Annotated in this window: 15 protein-coding genes and 2 tRNA genes; 8 read left to right on the forward strand and 9 right to left on the reverse strand. The window is 46.3% G+C overall.

Annotated elements, in window-relative coordinates; all coding sequences use genetic code 11:
* Window positions 1–10: 10 nt before the first annotated feature.
* The 3 genes from NFX39_RS02435 (at window position 11) to NFX39_RS02445 (ending at window position 2,817) form a co-directional block, all read left to right on the forward strand.
* Entirely contained in the window at window positions 11–559 is a 549-nt protein-coding gene (locus NFX39_RS02435; RefSeq protein ID WP_252442683.1) for an OB-fold putative lipoprotein, read from the forward strand.
* Window positions 560–747: 188 nt separating this feature from the next.
* Window positions 748–1,722 carry an Abi family protein gene (locus NFX39_RS02440; RefSeq protein ID WP_252442685.1) on the forward strand — a complete coding sequence of 325 codons (975 nt, stop codon included), beginning with the start codon at window positions 748–750 and terminating at the stop codon, window positions 1,720–1,722.
* A 48-nt stretch (window positions 1,723–1,770) separates the two neighbouring features.
* The gene (locus NFX39_RS02445) at window positions 1,771–2,817 is read left to right on the forward strand and encodes a tyrosine-type recombinase/integrase (protein ID WP_252442687.1); all 1,047 of its coding nucleotides are present in this window, start codon (window positions 1,771–1,773) and stop codon (window positions 2,815–2,817) included.
* Window positions 2,818–2,966: 149 nt separating this feature from the next.
* Here the strand turns inward: NFX39_RS02445 and NFX39_RS02450 are convergent.
* From NFX39_RS02450 to mutY, 4 genes are all read right to left on the reverse strand, one after another.
* Window positions 2,967–3,039: transfer RNA gene (locus NFX39_RS02450), tRNA-Thr, on the reverse strand.
* 70 nt (window positions 3,040–3,109) lie between these two features.
* A tRNA-Leu gene (locus NFX39_RS02455) sits at window positions 3,110–3,192 on the reverse strand.
* A gap of 137 nt (window positions 3,193–3,329) precedes the next feature.
* Window positions 3,330–4,484 carry an AI-2E family transporter gene (locus NFX39_RS02460; protein ID WP_252442688.1) on the reverse strand — a complete coding sequence of 385 codons (1,155 nt, stop codon included), beginning with the start codon at window positions 4,482–4,484 and terminating at the stop codon, window positions 3,330–3,332.
* Window positions 4,485–5,513: an A/G-specific adenine glycosylase gene (mutY, locus tag NFX39_RS02465; RefSeq protein ID WP_252442690.1), complete on the reverse strand. Its 1,029-nt coding sequence runs from the start codon at window positions 5,511–5,513 to the stop codon at window positions 4,485–4,487. It abuts the gene before it with no gap.
* A 93-nt stretch (window positions 5,514–5,606) separates the two neighbouring features.
* Here mutY and NFX39_RS02470 point away from each other — a divergent pair, with 93 nt between their 5' ends.
* Both NFX39_RS02470 and NFX39_RS02475 read left to right on the forward strand, forming a co-directional pair.
* Window positions 5,607–5,750, forward strand: a complete 144-nt coding sequence (locus NFX39_RS02470) for a hypothetical protein (protein ID WP_252442691.1) — start codon at window positions 5,607–5,609, stop codon at window positions 5,748–5,750.
* A gap of 125 nt (window positions 5,751–5,875) precedes the next feature.
* Window positions 5,876–6,544, forward strand: coding sequence for a phosphatase PAP2 family protein (locus tag NFX39_RS02475; protein WP_252442693.1), 669 nt, complete (start codon window positions 5,876–5,878; stop codon window positions 6,542–6,544).
* A 97-nt stretch (window positions 6,545–6,641) separates the two neighbouring features.
* On the opposite strand, the gene nrdF is transcribed toward NFX39_RS02475, so the two are convergent.
* From nrdF to nrdH, 4 genes are all read right to left on the reverse strand, one after another.
* A complete protein-coding gene (gene nrdF / locus NFX39_RS02480; protein WP_252442695.1) occupies window positions 6,642–7,610 on the reverse strand; it encodes a class 1b ribonucleoside-diphosphate reductase subunit beta in 969 nt (322 codons plus the stop codon).
* A complete protein-coding gene (locus tag NFX39_RS02485; RefSeq protein WP_252442697.1) occupies window positions 7,610–8,053 on the reverse strand; it encodes a class Ib ribonucleoside-diphosphate reductase assembly flavoprotein NrdI in 444 nt (147 codons plus the stop codon). Before NFX39_RS02485 ends, nrdF begins: the two co-directional genes overlap by 1 nt.
* Window positions 8,054–8,305: 252 nt before the next feature.
* Window positions 8,306–10,477 carry a class 1b ribonucleoside-diphosphate reductase subunit alpha gene (gene nrdE, locus NFX39_RS02490; RefSeq protein ID WP_252442699.1) on the reverse strand — a complete coding sequence of 724 codons (2,172 nt, stop codon included), beginning with the start codon at window positions 10,475–10,477 and terminating at the stop codon, window positions 8,306–8,308.
* 80 nt (window positions 10,478–10,557) lie between these two features.
* Window positions 10,558–10,788: a glutaredoxin-like protein NrdH gene (gene nrdH, locus NFX39_RS02495; RefSeq protein ID WP_252442701.1), complete on the reverse strand. Its 231-nt coding sequence runs from the start codon at window positions 10,786–10,788 to the stop codon at window positions 10,558–10,560.
* Between the two features lie 425 nt (window positions 10,789–11,213).
* Here nrdH and NFX39_RS02500 point away from each other — a divergent pair, with 425 nt between their 5' ends.
* Window positions 11,214–12,653 carry a hemolysin family protein gene (locus NFX39_RS02500; protein ID WP_252442703.1) on the forward strand — a complete coding sequence of 480 codons (1,440 nt, stop codon included), beginning with the start codon at window positions 11,214–11,216 and terminating at the stop codon, window positions 12,651–12,653.
* Window positions 12,654–12,706: 53 nt separating this feature from the next.
* Here NFX39_RS02500 and NFX39_RS02505 read toward each other — a convergent pair whose 3' ends face one another.
* Complete coding sequence (locus NFX39_RS02505; protein ID WP_252442705.1) at window positions 12,707–15,268, reverse strand: ATP-binding cassette domain-containing protein; 2,562 nt, start codon at window positions 15,266–15,268, stop codon at window positions 12,707–12,709.
* A gap of 185 nt (window positions 15,269–15,453) precedes the next feature.
* Between NFX39_RS02505 and NFX39_RS02510 the strand changes: the two genes are divergently transcribed.
* Together NFX39_RS02510 and hflX are read left to right on the forward strand one after the other, a co-directional pair.
* A complete protein-coding gene (locus tag NFX39_RS02510) occupies window positions 15,454–16,125 on the forward strand; it encodes a histidine phosphatase family protein (RefSeq protein ID WP_252442707.1) in 672 nt (223 codons plus the stop codon).
* A gap of 64 nt (window positions 16,126–16,189) precedes the next feature.
* A complete protein-coding gene (gene hflX, locus NFX39_RS02515; RefSeq protein WP_252442709.1) occupies window positions 16,190–17,491 on the forward strand; it encodes a GTPase HflX in 1,302 nt (433 codons plus the stop codon).
* Window positions 17,492–17,583 lie beyond the last annotated feature (92 nt).

The raw sequence follows: 17,583 nt of genomic DNA on the forward strand, positions 1-17,583 counted from the left end.
AGAAATTATCGTGAGCAAGAAGATTACTGACGAAAACGGACGAACATATGTACAAAAGAAGCCATTCTACAAGCGAGTTTGGTTTTGGATTGTTGTTATTTTAGTTGTTTTAGTTGCAGGAAGTGCCGCCGGAGGTTCAGATTCGGATAAGTCTTCCAACCGTTCTGGAACAAAAAAGTCACAAGCAACAAACGTAATCAAGACTACTCCGGAAGAAATTGTTGCTAACTACACTCAAAAGACTTCATCACAAGCAGACGCCATTTACAAGGGAAAAACAACCCAAGTTACTGGTAAGGTTACTGATGTGAAAGATGGCGTATTAGGTGGTCATGATGTGACTATCGACGCTGGAACTGTTGATGGCAATGAATTTGAAAAGCAATCACTTTCGTTTAACTTTAAAGAATCGAATAAGGACGAAGCTCTTTCAATTCAACCCGGTTCCACTATTACTGTGCAAGGTAAGTTCAGCAATGCCATGATCATGGGCGGAGACAATGGTGACCCAAAGTGGGTTAGTTCCGTTTCATTCACAAAGTCTTCATTAGTTAAATAATAATATGCCCTTTTGGGCGTACATATCATTCTATGAGAAGAAGGATATTTTGGGGATATAGTTCTGTTAAAGATACTTTCTAACAGATATATATTGACTATTAATAAATCAAATGATTTAATATGTATAGAGATCGAGTGTAGCACACTCAGGGGAGCTCCTATACATATTGTATAGGAGCTTTTTTTATGTCAAAAAAATACCAAGATGTAGATCAACAAATACAAATTTTAAAACAGCGTAATTTGCTGTTTGATGATGAAGAAAGTGCAAAGTATAGAATAAACGAGTTTGGGTATTATGAAATCATTTCTGACAATTCTGAACCTTTTATGGTTGACGGAAAGTATATTGAAGGGACTAGTTTCTTTTACATTTATTCATTATTCTGTTTTGGTGCTGATATACGAAATAAAGTACAAGAATCATCAACGATTTTTGAGGGATTGTTAAGACAAGCTGTGATAAAAACCTGGTGTGAAGAATACGGTAGTCATCAAAGCAAATATTTAGACAAGAGAAATTTCCGTTTTCCAAGAACAGGCCCCCGTCCATTAAATAATCTAATATCTAAATTTTCGAAAGTTGCTTTTGCTGATGATGATCCGCTTTTGAATCAAGTACGAACTGAAAATAATAACGTTGCTCCTTGGATAATGGTCAAGTTTCTTGATTTCGGTAATATAATCTCATGGTATGAATTGCTTAAACCAAGACTAAAAACAAAAGTAATGAAACACTTATTAAGTGACGAAGCCTTTGATAATCTAAATAATAATTCTGGAAAAGACCTATTTACACAAATGTTGAAATTGGTTAAGCAATTTAGAAACAAATCAGCACATGGAGGTAAGGTATATTCATATATGCCTACGCTTCCGGGCGGCAAGCCATGCATTAAATATAATCGTTACTTCCATGACAAGTTTGGTATCACTAGAGAAAAATATGATGAAGGATACGGTCAAACTAGTATGTGGACCGTTTTAGCTTTGTTAAAACTAATTAAGTATCCTACTCCATATTTAATACTATCCAGTATATTAAACAAAGGATTTAAAGAATATCTTCAAAATGTGGATACTATTCGTCACTATATCAATACAAAAACATTTTATATTGATACCGAATTAGCAACTGAGCAAACACACTTAGATATATAGTTAAGAGGCTATTTATAGCCTTTTTATTTGACCAAAAAGGAGAAAAACATGGCTTCATTTGAAAAAGCAAAGTCTGGAAAATGGCGTGCCATTGTTTATGTGGATAAAAAACGCCAGACAAAACAAGGGTTCAAGACAAAACGTGAGGCAGAAAAATGGGCTGCTGACATGCAGGCAGGCGTTATCAAAAAGAATAAATATGAAAATATGCTTCTGTCCGAATACTTTGAAGAGTTCATCTCGACATATAAGTCTGATTTGGCTACTGCTACTCGTTATCAGTACCAAAACACGCTCGACAACCTCATCAAGTACATACCGAAAGCACGACTGGTTGACTTCACTAGAACCGACTTTCAGCGTTTTATCAATGAGTTTGGAAAGGGACGCAAAAAGGAAACTGTGGCCAAGCGTAAGAACCACCTAACCCAGGCGCTCAAGTCTGCTTTTGCCGATGGAATTATCAGTAAAGACCCAACGGTCATGGTTAGCCTTACTGGAGAGCAGGGAAAGAAGAAAGAAGACAAGTATCTTGAAGCGGATGAACTGGCTAAACTTGATCGTTATGTTCAGTTTAAGCTAGATCACTATCCGCACGCCACTTCTTACTTGGCTATCCTAATCGCAATCCATACTGGTATGCGAATTGGAGAGATTAAGGCCCTGACTGCTGACGATGTTGATTTTGAAAAGAAAACAATCAATATCAATAAGGCCATGAACCAATATGGAAAGATAACGACTACTAAGACAGTGTCATCCAACCGTGTGATTTCAATCGATGATAAGCTGTTATCACGACTTGAAGGAATCGAAGGACCTATCGCCAAAGTAAGCAACTACGGAATCACAAAGACATTACATAAAGCAATCAGTGACACTGGTATTAAGGAAGTATCATTCCATGCTCTACGACACTCTCACGGATCTCTTCTAGTAAGTCAAGGTGTTGACATCAAGTATGTTTCAAAGCGCCTTGGACACCGTGATATTGCCACCACAATAAAAACTTACACACACCTTCTATCTGTCCAAGAAAAAGAAGAGCAATCAAAGTCAACTGACATCATGTCACACACGTTTGGAAAAGTGTGATAAATGTGTGATAAAAATTTGATAATAATACAGAAAAATACAGAATAAACAAGAAAAACTAAATTTAAAAACAAAAAGAAAAGCCCGGCGCAATCACGTTTAATGTGATTACACCGGGCTTTATCAATATCGCTAAAAACTTATGAAAATGCCGACTAACGGACTCAAACCGTTGACCCCCTCATTACTAGTGAGGTGCTCTATCAACTGAGCTAAGTCGGCAAAATTGGTACTCAATAATTGTAGCAAATGACAGGGATTCACGCAACGAAAATCTCAACGAATTTTCGAATACGGATGACAGGAATCGAACCTGCACGGATATAATCCACTAGAACCTAAATCTAGCGCGTCTGCCAATTCCGCCACATCCGCATGTCATAAGCAACTATTACATAATACTGGATTTCGCCCCTTTGGTCAAGGTCGGTTCGGACTTTTCCGGCTTTATTTTAGTAGTCTAAAATCGTTCTTTTTTAAGTAAAAAGGCGCTGCTTTCGCAACGCCTTTTCTTAGTTCATTAACTCTTCGTCAATGTCTTTTTGAATGATGTTTGAGACCACCGCGTCTTCTTTCCGCGTGGCGTGCAGCTTGATACCGTAGAGCAAAATCGTCCGAGCAATCGCGTAGAATGGGACGACAACGATCATTCCCATCATTCCCCAGAGGTTACCTGCGCCCAACAAGAGCAACATCACCGTGAGCGGGTGAATCTTCAGGGCGTTTCCAATCAAGGCTGGGTAGATGATCGATCCGTTCACCTGCTGAACGATGGCCATCAAGATGGCCATTCCAATCAGCATCTTCCAGTCCATTGAAAGGGCAACGATGGCCGCCGGCGCGATTCCGATGAATGGCCCAACGTAAGGTACGATGTTGGCCACTCCGGCAATGAATCCGAGCAACCAGATGTAAGGCAAACCGATGATACCGAACCCGATGGACATGGCAAAGCCGACGAACAACATCTGAATGGCCTGGCCAGAGATGTAACGCTCGATTGTCTTATCCAATTGCATCCCCAATTCCATCACGTCTTCCCCACGACTCTTTGGGAAGAACTTCTGAACGGCAGGAAGCAAGCGGTTTGAGTCAGACAACATGTAGAACAAGATGATAGGAACCGTCAACGCCATGATGGTGAAGGACGTGATTGTACCAACGGCAGACGTCAACGTACCAGCCGTAATCTTAACGAAGGAAGTTGAGTACTGAGAAACCGCATTCTTGATGTCATCGTCTGATACAGACAAGTTTAAGCGCTTGAACCATGGTTGTTGAATCATGTCCTTCACGTAGTCTTGAATGTTGTGGACCACGTTTGGCAACGCGTTCAACAGGTTTGAGATTTCGTTTAGGATAATCGGAACGAAAATCATTATTCCCCCGATAACCACGAACAAGAAGAGGGCGAAGGTGATGATCACCGCAATCCCTCGTGGCATTTGGAAGGAGCCAATTTTGATCTTTTGAATCAATTGCATTAATGGCTTCAAACAGTAGTAGAAGAAACCTGAAATCAAAAGGGGCAAAAAGACCGTTTCGGCAAAGACCGCGATGGGCTTCATCAAAAAGTCAAAGCGGAAGACGATGAAGGCGAGGCTGGCTAAAGCCAAAAGCTCAATTGTCCAGAAAAAGAGGTGCTTAAGTTTATCGTTTGGAAACATTTATTGCTCCTTGATTGCTTGTAGTAATTTGTGTTGTACCTTAGGCAAGGCCAACTCGTTTTGTTTATCCGTTGAGAGGAAGGCCTGGTTTTCTTCCAATGTTTCGGGGGCTTTCACCCGCACCGGCCAGATTTCCCACTTGCGGTGGGAGAAGACGTGAACGACCGGCTTAATGGTTAACTGCTCACCTTCTAATTCTTCCACGGATTCAACCGCTCGTAAAGGAAAAGTCCAAAATCCGGAGAGCAGTCCTGTCTCTGGACGCTGTTCATAAAGCAAGTCACCGGCCTCGTTTTCCACAACGAGCGCTTGGTAGCGTTGCAAAACCGGCTTTTTCTTCTTGGTCTTTACCGGGTACTGTTCCTCTACTCCGTCGCGGTAGGCGGCGTTGTACTTTTTTACGGGTGAGTGTAAGGTGTCCGGATCCTTTGTCTTCATATAAGAAGTACCCAAGTCCATGATGGCCTGGTTAAAGTCGCCCGGACGTTCTGGGTCAACGATTGGTTCAACAATGTCGTAAAAGACGCGACGCGTCTTGGGCTTGGCGATGTCATCGTCAATCTTTAGCAAACGTGAGAACACACGGAAGAAATTTCCGTCGATGGCCGGCACCACTTCACCAAAGGCAATGGAAGCAACAGCGGCTGCCGTGTAGGGACCAACCCCTGGCAGGGATAGTAGGTCGTCGTATGACTCCGGCCAGTTCCCCTTCAAATCAAAGGCGACAACCTTTGCCGCTTTTTGTAAGTTCTTGGCGCGGGAGTAATAACCAAGACCCTCCCACAATTTCAAAACCTGTTCTTCGGGTGCTTCTGCCAGGTCTTGAACCGTTGGCAAAGCATCCATGAATCGGTTAAAATAAGTTATTACCGTATCAACACGGGTTTGTTGGAGCATGAGCTCGGAAACTAGAATCCGATAGGGATCCTGATTTTGTCGCCAAGGGAGATGCGCCCGTCCTTCCCGGTCGTACCAGGTTAAAAGGTCGTGTCGAAAATCTTCAATTGTTTGTTGATTCCAATTCTCCATAACAAGTATTATAACACTTGAAAACCCCTTTCGATTCGGGTATAATCAAATCTGTTCGAAAGATTTAAAAGTTTAAATATAAGGAGTGCCATTATGTCACAACGTACACCATTGAATTCATTTGCACGTGCCCGCAAGGTGGGACACGACGCAAAGAAGAAGAAGCGTCAATCAGCTATCGCCCAATTGCAACAATGGGCTAAGGGAAAGACGACTGAAATTCCTAACACGAAGTAAAAATCGTTAGCCTCTGGCTAACTTTTTTTTTGCTTAAAAATCGGGTTAATTACGCCCTTTTCCTTGTCTTGTACCTTAGAAATCTTTATACTTAAAATAAGTACAAACATCTCTGGAGAATTACTATGATTATTTCCGTACAAAATAAACAGCGCCGCCACGCTCTCTTGGCAGCCTTGCTCTTTATTGTCTTGGCCGTCTTGATTGGCATTAACGCCTCATTCCCGGCAGACATGGACGAAGCCGTTCGCTTCTTCATGACAGGGATTCAAACGCCATACGGTGACGTGATCATGTCCATTTCAACTTTCTTGGGCTCACCTGCCATGAACCTGTTCTACGGTGTGCTCTTGGCCTTGGTCTTGCTCTTGGCAGACTTGAAGTTGCCATCCCTTTGGACCATCATCACGGTCTTTGGTGCGGTGGTCTTCACGCAAATCATTAAAATCATTGTTCACCGTGACCGTCCAATCGGCCACATGCTCACCGACAACGGTGCATCCTTCCCATCACAGCACGTGATGGCCATGTGGGTGACCATCTTCGTGATGTTCTTGTTGGTGACACCAAACATCACAAAGCCAGTTGTTCGCATCTTGGTGAAGTGGTTCATGTTGACCGTTGCCTTGATGACGATGCTTTCCCGCTTGTACTTCTCCGCTCACTTCTTGACGGATACAATCGGGGCCTTCCTCTTGGCCTACGTATGGGTTGTCTTCTGTGCCTCCCTTTACCCAGCGGTCGCAACGTTCTTAAAGAACAAGTTCTGGATCTTCAAGGATCAAGAAGCGTAAACCAAAATTTCGAAAACGGCGCCTGTGATGGCGTCGTTTTTTTATGCATTAAAAAAAGCGTTGATTCGAATGAATCGCCGCTTTTTGTTTTGACAGATTAAAGATCGTAGTCAGCATCTTCCATTGATTCTGCTTCACCGAGCAAATAACCATTTCCGACCGCTGAGAAGAAGTCGTGGTTTGACGTTGACGTTGAAATTCCGTTCATCACGACCGGGTTCACGTCTTCTGCTGAATCCGGGAACATTGGTTCCTGACCCAAGTTCATCAACGCCTTGTTCGCGTTGTAGCGCAAGAATGACATCACGTCTTCCGTCCAACCGATTTCATCGTAGATTTCGTGCGTGAAGCTCTCTTCGTTTTGGTACAAGTCGAAGAGCAAGTCATACATCCATGACTGCATCTCTTCTTGTTCCTCAGCTGACAACTTCTTGAAACCAATCTGGAACTTGTAACCGATGTACGTTCCGTGCACGGATTCGTCACGCAAGATCAACTTAATGATTTCGGCTGCGTTCACCATCTTGTTGTGACCCAAGTAGTACAAAGGTGTATAGAAACCTGAGTAGAACAAGAACGTTTCCAAGAACACAGAGGCAACCTTCTTTTGCAAAGGTGTTCCGTTCTGGTAGATGTCGTTAATCTTGTTTGCCTTGTACTGCAAGAACTCGTCGTGGTCGGCCCATTCGAAGGTCTCGTCGATTTCAGACTTGTCGTTCAACGTTTCAAAGATGGATGAGTAGGACTTGGCGTGAACGGATTCCATAAACTGGATGTTGTTCAACACGGCCTCTTCCTTCTGGTTGACCGCATCGGCGCGCAATGAAGCCATCCCGTCCTGTGATTGCAAGGTATCCAAGGTCGTCAAACCACCGAACACCAAGTTGTACACGCGGCGTTCCTTGGCATCTAATTCCCCACGCCACACACGGAGGTCGTTTGAAATTGGCACACGGGTGTCGAGCCAGAATTGCTGCGTCAACTTTTCCCAAGTTGCCTTATCCAAAGCATCTTCAATGTTGTTCCAATTAACGGCTGTATATGAACCTTGGTTAACGTGTTGCATTAGTCGTCTCCTAACGTTTCTTTGATAATGTCGAAAATCTTTTCAGCCTCGCGCGAAGTTCCACGCAATTCGTAGTCGGCAATCACCGGCACGTTGTATTTCTTTGCGTAGCGCTTGGCCGTCAAAATGTATTGGTCGTTGAAATTCCGATTTCCAGAACCAATCATTCCCCGAAGCTTACGGGCGTTGTTCCCGTAGTCGATGTATTCACCCAAAGGCGTTGTAAATTCTTCAATCACCTCTGGACCTGTACCAGTTCCACCTGTCAGATAGGTTGGCACCAACGCAACAAAGGGCTTCGTCTCGTTTTCGTAGTCCGTTTCTTCACCGATTTCTTTGAAATCGATATCATCGTCTGAAAACATGGCAATGGCCTGTAATTTTTTGACGAATGATTCGGTATTTCCCTCAATCGTCGTGTAGAGTACGCGAAAAGTCGACATCTTCCACCCTTTCTATTTAGTAGTTCAAAAGATTAAGATGAGTCACTGATCAACTTGTTCTTTTGCATGCTACCAACAAAATAACAAGTTACCAGTCGGATTTTTGACCGTCAAGGCCTGCTATGTACAACGGGAAATGTTTCCCGTTTTGTAATCTTTTAAAAGTCAGAAGCGAGGGCGATTCAGGGGTTCGTCTTCGCTTTTTTGCCTACTAAAATTACTTTTGTTTCTTTTCGAATGGCGAATGTTCAATTAGATTGAGCAAGACTCACATTCGTTGACACCAGCTTCCTGGTTATCATCTGTAAAGGTACGAACATAGTAGATTGTCTTGATTCCCTTCTTGAAGGCGTAGTTACGCAAGATGGACAAATCACGTGTCGTCATCTTGTTCGTACGGCCTTCCTTCCATTCGTACAAACCTTCTGGCAAGGTTGAACGCATGAAGTAGGTCAATGACATTCCTTGATCGATGTGTGGTTGCGCCGCAGCGTAGACATCCACAACCTTGCGCATATCCGTGTCATAAGCTGACTGGTAGTATGGCAACGTGTCGTTTGAAAGTCCTGGTGCTGGGTAGTAAACCTTACCAATCATTCCTTCTTGACGTTCCTCAATGCGGTTGATGATTGGGTGCAATGAAGCGGTCGTGTTGTTCACATAAGAGATTGAACCAGTTGGCGCAATGGCGTGACGGTAGGCGTTGTACATACCGTTTTCCTTAACCTGTTGCTTCAATTCTTCCCAGTCAGCCTTTGATGGGATGGCGATGTGCTCAAAGAGCGCCTTCACCTTAGCAGTCTGTGGACCGAAGTCTTCCGTTAAGTACTTTTCGAAGTAAGTGCCATCGGCGTAAGCTGATTCTTCGAAGCCTTCAAATGATGAACCACGGTCTTCTGCAATGTGCATGGAAGCCTTGATTGAGTAGTAGTTCAACGTTGAGAAGAAGGTTTGCGTAAAGTCGAGGGCTTCTTCGTCTCCGTACATCATTTGGTTTTGGGCAAACATGGCAGCGAGTCCCATGGCTCCCAAACCAACGGCATGCTTCTTTTCGTTTCCGTTTTGCACGGATGGCACGACGTTCAAGTTTGAGTTGTCAGAAACAAATGAGAGGGCACGAATCATGGATTCAACGGAAGCACCGAAGTCTTCCCCCTTCATCATGTTCACGATGTTGATGGATCCCAAGTTACATGAGATGTCTTCTCCAAGCGTCGTGTATTCCTGCTTGTCGTTCAATTCAGAAGGCGTTTGGGCCTGCAAAATTTCAGAACACAAGTTAGAAGAAACAACCTTACCAGGAACAGGGTTGGCGGCGTTCACCGTATCCACGTTCATGATGTATGGGTATCCGGATTCCTGCTGCAACTTTGAGATTTCTTCTTCAACGTTACGAGCAGAAACATACTTCTTGCGGATGTTGTCGTTTGCGACCATGTTGTCGTATTCGGCCGTAATATCCACGTAGTTAAATGGTGTACCGTATTCGCGTTCCACGTCATCAGGTGAGAACAAAGCCATTTGTTCGTTCTTCTTGATGAGTTCGTAGTACTTGTCTGGTACAACCAAACCAAGTGACAAAGTCTTCACACGGACCTTTTCGTCCGCGTTTTCCTTCTTGGTTGCCATGAACGTCATGAGGTCGGGGTGGAAGATATTCAAGTAAACCACACCGGCACCCTGACGGGCACCAACTTGTGAGGAGAAGGTGAAGGAGTCTTCCAACAACTTCATGATTGGCACGATACCACCAGCTGAATTTTCAATTCCCATAACTGGTGCACCGGCCTCACGGACGTTAGACAAGTTGATTCCAACACCCCCACCCATCTTTGACAGTTGCAAAGCGGAGTTGATGATACGACCGATGGAGTTCATGTTATCCGTTGATTGCAACACGAAACATGAAACCAATTCACCACGACGGGCACGTCCCGCATTCAAGAATGAAGGCGTTGCCGGTTGGTAGCGTTGGTGAATCATTTCGTTGGCCAATGACATGGCCAAGTCTTCGTCACCGTTGGCGTAGAACATCGCGTTCACGGCCACACGGTCCAAGTATGATTCGACGTAGTAGGCCTTGTCGTTTGTCTTTTGGGCGTACTGGTTGTAAAACTTAAAGGCCGCCATGAAAGAGGCGAATTGGAAATCTTGCCCTTCCAAGAAGGCGTATAACTTTTCAATGAAAGCCATATCGTACATTTCGACGAATGCCTTTTCCAAAAAGTCGTTTTCAATCATCCAATCGAAACGTTCTTTCAATGAACCAAACTTCTTCAAATTTGGTTCAACGTTTTCCTTCATAAAAGCAGCCAGGGCTTCCTTGTCCTTATCCAATTGGATCTGGCCGTCTTTTGGAATGTTGACTTCATTATTTAAGTCGAAGTAAGTTACTTCCGAGAGGTCGAGGTCTAATAGTGACATGACGTTCCTTTCAAAATTCGCATTCTTTTATGTAGGAAAAGAATGCACTGACCACCATCCAAAAAGGATGGCAAAAACACTTAGGCAGTCAGTTGCTTCAAAACAGCTGGTTGGAAACCAGAGAAGGCTTCTTGCCCTTCGATTTGCACAACCGGCGTTTGCTTGAACCCTTGTTCCTTGATTTGTGCCAAGAATTCAGGTTGTTCTTCAACGTTGATTTCTTCGAAGGCAACACCGATTTGATCGAGGTACTTCTTCGTCATCTTGCATTGCACGCAGTTATTTTTTGTAAAGACCGTTACTTGAGCCATTTTTGGTCCTTCTTTCTATCTAAATTTATCACCCAAAAAGGCGAAAATAATTTCGTCTTTTTCAGTGGGACAATTACTAGTTTAACGTTTTGAATATAGGTTTCAAGGTCTATATTTGTCCTCACAAACGCCTGTTCGGACAAAGGCAGTCAGACCGGGATTTAGAAAATTTATTGTGCTGTTTTGTGCAAAGAATCTTTCTAAAGAAATGTTCGCCTTTTACCCCTTCCTGATTAAAAACAAATCTCGTTGATGAGAATTACCAAAAGATAATCCGGAATAATCGAATCATGCTCGTACCTTTCAGAATAACGATAGTGCGAACACACCTTTCTTTATGCGCCGAATGTTTTATTTTCTCCCTTTTATTTTTTGCTATAATAGGAGGTAAACTATACTGATGAAATCGAAATGAGGTAAGTACTTTGGATTCAGGTCCTTCGTTTTTAACTAATACAATTATTATTGTCTTTGTGCTCTTGTTGGCCATTTTGTTCACGCTGACAGAATACTCACTGGTTAAGGTTCGTCTGTCTGCTTTGCAGGCCATGCAAGACGACCGCGATAAGCCATCAAGCAACATCGCATCAGCCATCCACATGGTGTCCCACTTAACGGAATACCTCTCAACCGCACAGGTCGGAATCACGTTGACTTCTTTGATCTTAGGTTGGATTGGTGAAGAAACGGTTGCGGATTTGATTATTCAATCCCACTTGCTGCCAGACGTTTACGCCCGCCCGGTGGCTTCCGTTGCGGCCATCGTGATTTTCACGGTCTTGCACGCGGTCTTCACCGACTTGGTCCCAAAGAACATCGCCATCGAAGAACCAATTAAGGTGCTTTTGCTAATCGTTAAGCCCGTGCGCTTCTTCCACATCACGTTGTTCCCATTGATTTGGATTTTGGACCACATGTCTAACTGGGTCACCCACTTGCTCGGTTTCCAGGTCACAAACGAAGACGACATTTATTCTCAAACCGAAATTCTTTCCTTGTCTAAGAACGCCGCTGAAGCCGGTGAGCTGGACACGGAAGATTTGACCTTCATGCAACGTGCCTTCGAGATGAACGATAAGGTTGCCGTTGATGTCATGATTGACCGTACGTCAATGGATGTCATCGACGTTTCCGAAACCATCTCTGCTGGTTTGGACGAATACTTGCAAAAGCGTCACTCCCGTTTCCCAGTTGTTGCCGACGGTGACAAGGATAAGGTCTTGGGTTACGTCTTCAACTACGACTTGGTTCGTCAAAACCGGATTTCCGGTCAGCAACCAATTGCTAAGTTGATGCGTGACATCCCCGCCGTTCCCGAAAACATGGACTTGCACGACGTCATGGACGAAATGATTATGAAGCGTTCGCCAATCGCCGTCGTTGTTGATGAATACGGTGGAACCGCCGGAATCATCACGGACAAGGACATCTACGAAGAACTCTTCGGTTCTGTTCGAGACGAAATGGATGACGAAGCCGACGAATACATCGAAAAGCTGGGTGACCGTCGCTACAAGGTGTCTGGAAAGACAACCTTGTACGACTTCCAGCGCTACTTCGACACGGACGTCAAGGAATTGGATGAAGACGAAGCCGTTACGTTGACTGGTTACGTCTTGAAGCGTGACCCTGACTTCCGTACCGGTGATTCACTTCGCATCGCCAACTACCAGGTAACGGCCTTGGATTACGAAAACGCCTTTATCCCTGAGTTTGCGGTGAAGGAATTGGATCCAGAAGCCGTTCATGACGAACAAGCCGATGGTGAGGACTCAAAGCAGAACAAGGATGGTTTGGAAGCGCCAAAGTTCCACTTGAAGGAAAAGGATCAGGACCACAAGAATTCTGATCACCAAAAAGATTAATGAATCAGCTAATTAAAAAAGCCAACCCAGACGGGTTGGCTTTTTATTTGCCCTTAGTAGGCTAAGTTGAATTTATCGAAGTGCTGCTTCAGGTATTCCAGGGTCAAACTGTTCGTCTTTTTCTTCAAGAGGTCCTGGATGGTTCCCTGTGCCATCAGCTGACCACCCGCAGAACCACCGCGTGGTCCAAGGTCTATCAAGTAGTCGGCATTGGTCATCAAATCCAAGTCATGGGTGATGATGACAATCGTGGCGCCCTTTTGCTTCAACTTGTTAAAGACTTCAAGGAGCGTTTCCACGTCTCTTGGGTGCAAACCAATGGTTGGTTCGTCGAAGACAAAAAGCGTCTGTTTCTGTGACTTGTTCAAGTGCTTAACGAGCTTCAAGCGTTGGGCCTCTCCACCGGATAAGGATGGTGTGCTCTGACCGAGTGCCAGGTAGTCCAAACCGATTTCTTGGAGCAACTGCAGCTCACGTTCAATCTTCTTTTCGTCCTTGAAGACCGGCAAAGCTTCCTTCACGGACAAGTTGAGTAAATCAACGATGGAATAGCCCCGCCACTTGATGGCTGAGATTTCTGGCTTAAATCGGTTCCCCTCACAAACAGGACATACCTCTTCCACGTCCGCTAGGTACTGAACGTCCAGACCGACCATACCCAAACCACCACAGTTCGGGCAGGCTCCCGCTTTATTGTTATAGGAGAAGGAAGATAAGTCATAGCCCTTTTCCTTTGACTCAGGCAGGTCCGCAAAGAGATGACGCAGGTTGTCCATGATGGTCGTGTAGGTCGCAACCGAACTACGCGTGTTCTTTCCAACAGGCTTGGCATCGACCGAAACCACGTGCTTCATGGTTGTTTTCAGTTTCTTCACCTGCGTTGGCAGCTTCTGCTGGTTTTCTAAGGCAGGCACTAGGGAGTCCAGGATCAACGAAGACTTTCCGGCGCCGGAGAAGCCGGTTACGGTTGAAATCTGGTGTTCGGGAAGGCTCACCGTGACGTCATCCAGGTTAAAGTAGTTGGCGACCTCCAACACGGTTTGTGTGTCGTTAGAAGGCGCCTCGGGCGCCGTTTTTCCATTGTCAGCTGCATTAACCGGAGCCGTTTTTTTCTGCATAATATCCGCCGTACCGTCTAAGTACGGCCCAATCAACGACTTCTTATTCTTCGTCAGCTCCGCCGGCGTGCCCTTCGCGATGATGTTTCCACCCTGCACACCGGACCCCGGCCCGACCTCGATAATCCAGTCGGCCGCTGCAATCAAGTCCACGTTGTGGTCGACAACCACCAGCGAGTTCCCCTGGGCAATCAGCTCCCGGAAGACCGAAATCAGCCCCTTCACGTTGTCCGGGTGCAGCCCAATTGAGGGCTCATCCAATACATATAAGACACCTGTTGTCTCGGTACGGAGCGTCTTTGCCAACTGAATCCGCTGGAGCTCACCCGTCGACAAGGTGTTTCCAGAGCGGGACAAAGACAGGTAGTCCAGCCCCAGCTGCAGCAATGGCCGCAGGTTGTTCGTCAACTCCTCGAAAATCACATCGGCCATCTTTTGCATGTTGTCAGGTAAGTTGGCAAGCGTTTCGTCGCGCCAGTCCTGCAGGGAACCGAGCGTGAGGTCCGCCACTTCCGCGATGTTCTTGCCGTTCACCGTTTGCTTGAGCAACTCGGGCTTAATGCGGCTGCCGTGGCAGACCGGGCAGGTCTTGAAGATGAAGAACTTGTTCAGGCGCTTCATCGCCCCTTCCGACTTCACGGTCGCAAGCGAGTCCTTAATGGCGTCGTAGGCGTTTTCGTAGAGTGAGTTATTGTTGTTATACACACGGCCCGTCGATGTATGTAAATTGACCGGGTAACGCTTTTTCTCACCATACAAAACAAAGTCTTTCTCTTTGTCCGTTAAGTCCTTGTATGGCACGTCTGTCCGCACCCCACGCGAACGAGCAATCGTCGCCATGAAGGCACGGCCCGGCAAGCGCCAAGGCGCAACCGCCCCTGCGTCAATCGTGAGGTTTTCATCCTTAATAATCGTGTCATCGTCGATTTCACGCACCTGACCCGTTCCGTGACAGGTCAGGCAGGCGCCGTCGCCGTTAAAGGCGAAGTCCGCTGCGGTCGGAACTGGAAAAGCCACGCCACAGGTTGGGCAATCAATCGTCCAGGAATCACCATCTTCGCTAGACGACGCCTTGTCGAAGGCCTGCGCAATGGCGATGGATGGCGAGACGCGGTGCCCGTTTGGACAGACCGGGGAACCAAGACGTGAGAAAACCAAGCGCACAACGTTGAAGATTTCAGACATCGAACCGACCGTCGAGCGTTCGGATGGCACCCCTGGACGCTGACGCAGGGCAATGGCGGACGGAATGTGCTTCACTTCGCGCACTTCCGCCCGGCTGCTCTGACCAATGCGACGACGCGTGTAGGTCGACAGCGCTTCAAGATAGCGCCTTGATCCCTCGGCGTAGAGAATGCCCATGGCTAAGGAAGACTTTCCGGAACCAGACGGACCAGAAATGGCCACGAACTGGTTCAGGGGAATGTCAACGTCGATGTTTTTCAAGTTGTGAACGCGTCCACCGCGCACTTCAATTTGCTCAATTTTTTCTGGCATGGCTTCCTCCCGGATTATTCTAGGACTAGCCTACCGCAGTGAGGCGTAATTTTCAAAGCCGGAGTCGTTTTTGACTTTTATAAAAACGGCCGCCGGAGCGTCGGCCTCACAACGCCAAATCGTTTCAAAACGCAGTCCAATCAATGGTAGAATAGAGATAACAATGAATTGAAAGGGAAGCGCTCATGACCATTCAACTTTACCTTGTCCGTCACGGACAAACTTATTTCAACTTGACCCGTCGCCTTCAGGGGCACTCCGACGCACCACTTACAGCGGCCGGAATCGAACACGGGCACGACGCCGGACGTCGTTTGGCAAAGATTCACTTTGCCGGCACGTACTCGTCTGATTTGACGCGCGCCATCCACACGGCCAAGTACCTGCTGTCAGAAAACCAAGCCGGTTCACCAACCTGGCCACAACAGTTACCTGACTTCCGTGAAGAAAACTTCGGTTCCTTTGAAGGAATCGATTCACAGGTTTCCATGACGCAGATTAACGCCTTCTCAGACGAAGGTTTGTACAACGACTATTCCGACATGATTCAAAAGCGCGGAATGCCAGGTTCAATGGACTTGATTGCAAAGGCCGACCCTTACAACTTGGCCGAAGACTACAACGCCTTCATCACGCGCGTGAAGAAGGGCTTCTCTTACCTTTTGGAACACCACGAAGACGGTGACAATGTATTAGTCGTGGCACACGGCACAACCATTCGGGCCATCGTGGATTACTTTGGTCACCCGGAAATGGCCGGCTCCTCTATCTATAACGGTGCGGTAACGAAAATCGCCCTTTCAGAAGATCGTGGCGAGGTTGAAGTATTCAACGATAATCAGACAACCTTTGAATGATGACGTTTTGGAGTCGGCCCTCGGGGCCGACTTTTTCAAATGAAAAAAATAAGAAAGATACGATATGGCACAAAACACTAGCACTGAAATCAGAGTTCGGCCCGTTATTCTCGCGGCGCTGCGACAAGATCAAAAGCAAAACCTCGACTATGAATTGGAAGAGCTCGCCAACTTAGCCAAGGCCAATAATTTGAAGCCTGTCGAGACCTACATTCAAGCCCTTGAACGTCCAAACCCCGCCACCTATTTCGGTAAGGGAAAGGTCGAGGAGCTCGAAGCGGCAGTTCGCACCTACGAAGCCGAGATGATTGTCATGAACGACGAGCTCTCCCCTTCCCAGATTCGAAACCTTGAAGAAAAGACCGGCACGACCGTCGTTGACCGCACGGGCCTCATCCTGGACATCTTTGCCCAACGTGCCCAAACCAAAGTTGCCAAGCTTCAAGTTCAACTGGCTCGCTTGGAATACCAGCTCCCTCGCTTGCGTACCTCAATGTCTGTTTCCATGGATCAGCAAACGGGTGCCGGTGGTGGTGGCTTCACGTCTCGTGGTGCCGGTGAAACCAAGCTCGAACAGTCCCGTCGTCGTCTGACAGGTGAGATGGTCGCCATCAAAAAGGAACTCGCGGCCCTTCAAAAGGACACAACGACTCAGGGCAAGCAGCGTCAGGAATCCAACACGAAGACCGTCGCCCTCGTTGGTTACACGAACGCCGGTAAGTCCACGTTGATGAACCGCTTACTCGCCCGCTTCGGCCAGGGTGCTTTGACGGACGATTCCAAGCAGGTCTTTGAAAAGGACATGCTTTTCGCCACGTTGAACACGACGATTCGTCAACTCACGTTGCCAGACAAAAAGAAGTTCTTGCTGTCCGACACGGTTGGTTTCGTTTCCAAGCTTCCCCACCACTTGGTGGCCGCCTTTGAGTCGACCTTGCAAGAAGCCGCAAACGCCGACCTTCTCTTACAAGTTGTGGACGTTTCAGACGAACACCACCAGGACATGATGAAGACGACGGAAGAAACCTTAGGCCGCCTTGGCATTAAGGATAAGGCGATGATTACTGTCTTTAATAAAGCTGACAAAGTCGATATCGCCTTTCCACAGGTGGACGGCGAATCGGCCATTACGATTTCAGCAAAGGACGAGAAGTCACAAGACGAACTGCTTGGCTTAATCAAACAGGAGCTCTTCTCGGACCTTGAAGAAGTAACGTTGTACGTTCCTTTCGCAGATTCAGCCGTTGTGTCAACCATTCTAGGTTCACACGAAGCGATCAAGCAGGACTTCAACGAAGAAGGAACGGTGTTAACCGTTGCCCTCGATGCGGGTGAAGTCAGCCGCTATCAAAAGTACATCAAATAAAGAAAAAGCAGGCTCAATTGAACCTGCTTTTTTGATGCTCCTTTTTCTAACAAAAAAGACGTCCCGGGAGAAATCAATCCCAGCACGACTTT

It is taken from the genome of Fructobacillus apis (genome assembly GCF_023893635.1).
Lineage (GTDB): Bacteria > Bacillota > Bacilli > Lactobacillales > Lactobacillaceae > Fructobacillus > Fructobacillus apis.

Coding starts and splice junctions, on each gene's coding strand:
- NFX39_RS02440 (WP_252442685.1), top strand. CDS start 748: ATGTCAAAAAAATACCAAGATGTAGATCAACAAATACAAATTTTAAAA.
- NFX39_RS02445 (WP_252442687.1), top strand. CDS start 1,771: ATGGCTTCATTTGAAAAAGCAAAGTCTGGAAAATGGCGTGCCATTGTT.
- NFX39_RS02460 (WP_252442688.1), bottom strand. CDS start 4,484: ATGTTTCCAAACGATAAACTTAAGCACCTCTTTTTCTGGACAATTGAG.
- mutY (WP_252442690.1), bottom strand. CDS start 5,513: ATGGAGAATTGGAATCAACAAACAATTGAAGATTTTCGACACGACCTT.
- NFX39_RS02470 (WP_252442691.1), top strand. CDS start 5,607: ATGTCACAACGTACACCATTGAATTCATTTGCACGTGCCCGCAAGGTG.
- NFX39_RS02475 (WP_252442693.1), top strand. CDS start 5,876: ATGATTATTTCCGTACAAAATAAACAGCGCCGCCACGCTCTCTTGGCA.
- nrdF (WP_252442695.1), bottom strand. CDS start 7,610: ATGCAACACGTTAACCAAGGTTCATATACAGCCGTTAATTGGAACAAC.
- NFX39_RS02485 (WP_252442697.1), bottom strand. CDS start 8,053: ATGTCGACTTTTCGCGTACTCTACACGACGATTGAGGGAAATACCGAA.
- nrdE (WP_252442699.1), bottom strand. CDS start 10,477: ATGTCACTATTAGACCTCGACCTCTCGGAAGTAACTTACTTCGACTTA.
- nrdH (WP_252442701.1), bottom strand. CDS start 10,788: ATGGCTCAAGTAACGGTCTTTACAAAAAATAACTGCGTGCAATGCAAG.
- NFX39_RS02505 (WP_252442705.1), bottom strand. CDS start 15,268: ATGCCAGAAAAAATTGAGCAAATTGAAGTGCGCGGTGGACGCGTTCAC.
- NFX39_RS02510 (WP_252442707.1), top strand. CDS start 15,454: ATGACCATTCAACTTTACCTTGTCCGTCACGGACAAACTTATTTCAAC.
- hflX (WP_252442709.1), top strand. CDS start 16,190: ATGGCACAAAACACTAGCACTGAAATCAGAGTTCGGCCCGTTATTCTC.